At 68.3% G+C, this 1,702-nt stretch carries 1 protein-coding gene and 1 rRNA gene; both read left to right on the forward strand.

Features of this window, described 5'->3' with window-relative positions:
- A 5S ribosomal RNA gene (rrf, locus tag ABIC52_RS16175) occupies positions 1 to 73 on the forward strand; the annotation flags it as partial.
- A 428-nt stretch (positions 74 to 501) separates the two neighbouring features.
- Positions 502 to 1,386, forward strand: a complete 885-nt coding sequence (locus tag ABIC52_RS16180; protein ID WP_354027815.1) for a GNAT family N-acetyltransferase — start codon at positions 502 to 504, stop codon at positions 1,384 to 1,386.
- Positions 1,387 to 1,702 lie beyond the last annotated feature (316 nt).

Here is a 1,702-nt window from a genome sequence, read left to right on the forward strand (position 1 = left end):
CCCGGAAGCTAAGCCTCTCAGCGCCGATGGTACTGCAAGGGGGACCTTGTGGGAGAGTAGGACGCCGCCGGACTCAAACTCCAGCAACACCAGGACACCCCTGACCGTGATCGGTCAGGGGTTTCCTGCGTTCCGGGGAACTCTTCGCCTCGAGGCTGATCGGATGGGTCGGGGTGGAGCCGCGGTACGCGAGACGCTCATCGATCCGCGCCCGGGATCGTGTGGTGCCGGTGGCCACCGCGGGGTGGTCGTCTTCAACCGCACGGAGTCGTGGATCCTGGCTGCCCCGCAGCGGTCGTGCTGAGTTGTCTCCGCAGGATCGCTCACTTCTGCGACACAGCGTGTCCTGCCTCGGTCTGCGCTGCGTGCTGTGGTCCTCGCGCGCGCCGTGCTCCCCTCGGTCGCGGCCGTGGTCCGAGCCTTCGGTCGTCGTGTCACGGCTCTCTCGGCGTTCGTCCGCCGGAGGTGGCGTGCCGCCGCGGGATGGGGCACCATCAGGTCGTGGCAGGACGCATCGGTGATCTCTTCCGCGACGAGCCGGACCAGTGGGGCAGTCGCGGTGATCCGTGGTTGTGGCGGGCGCTCGGCGAGCGGTTCAGAGCGGTCTCGTTGTCGGCCACAGGAGGAGCGCTCGAAGCGCAGCTGCGGGTGGCCTTCGTTGCTGAAATCGGGCGTGCGATGTCGGATCGGGTGGGGACCGGCGTGTACGTCGAACGATTTGCACACGGGGGAATGTCTTCTGGGTTCGTCTCGCCGACGTGGTGGTCGAGGAGCGGCGTCCCCCTGCTGGTGCGGCGCGCAGGTCTCCCAGGTCGGGACTTCACCATCCGGAGAACGGAGGAGCTGGACTGGCAGTCGGTGCGCGCCCTCCGGCTCGAGAACGCCGCAGAGAACCCGGTTTCCTACGGCGCAGACCTCCCGACCACCCTTGCGATGTCCGAGGATGCGTGGCGCACTCGGGGGCGTCGCGGCACCGGGACCGACACGACCAGTGTGGTGGCAGTCGCGGAGGATGGCGCGTGGCTCGGCATCATGTCCGGCCAGGTGCGCAGTGCCGACGGCGCCGGCGCCCTGCTCACCGGTGTCTTCGTACGCGAAAGAGCTCGGGGGCGCGCGAACGGGGTCGGGGATGCTCTGCTGGCGGAGGTCCTCGCGTGGGTATCGCTCCAGGCACCGTCCATCCGACTCTGGGTCGACCGCGCACCGGAGGGCGAGCCCGCGCGCCGCTTCACCGCCCGCCACGGGTTCCGAGCGACGGGGCGACGACGTCCGGCTGCCGGCTTTCCCGATGCAGAGATCGAGGAGATGGTGGCCCTGCTCGAGCGCCAGCCTCTCCCTGAGCCGGCTCGGATCCCGCCGTCCCGTCCACCCGTGTCATCCGGCTGAGTCGAGGCGATGGGCGCGACACGCCCGAGATGCGGCCCCACTTGGCAGTACGTTCACCTCCGCGTAAGGTTGTACCTCGTTGCCGCTGAGGCGGAGAACGGAACGGCCGAGACGGTCACCGGGTCGAAGACACGGGGATGCAGTCCGGACGGGGTCCCGCTCGGCAACCAACCATCACGACGACGAGCTGTACGGCTCGGTGTCTGGTGTCGAGAATCCAAGCCCCTCTGGCGGAGCTCCTTCTGGGAGTCGAGTGGGGGGTGCGTCTGGTCCTTGAGAACTCAACAGCGTGCACATTGTCAATGCCAATTTATTG

This window comes from Curtobacterium oceanosedimentum (assembly GCF_040545555.1).
GTDB lineage: Bacteria > Actinomycetota > Actinomycetes > Actinomycetales > Microbacteriaceae > Curtobacterium.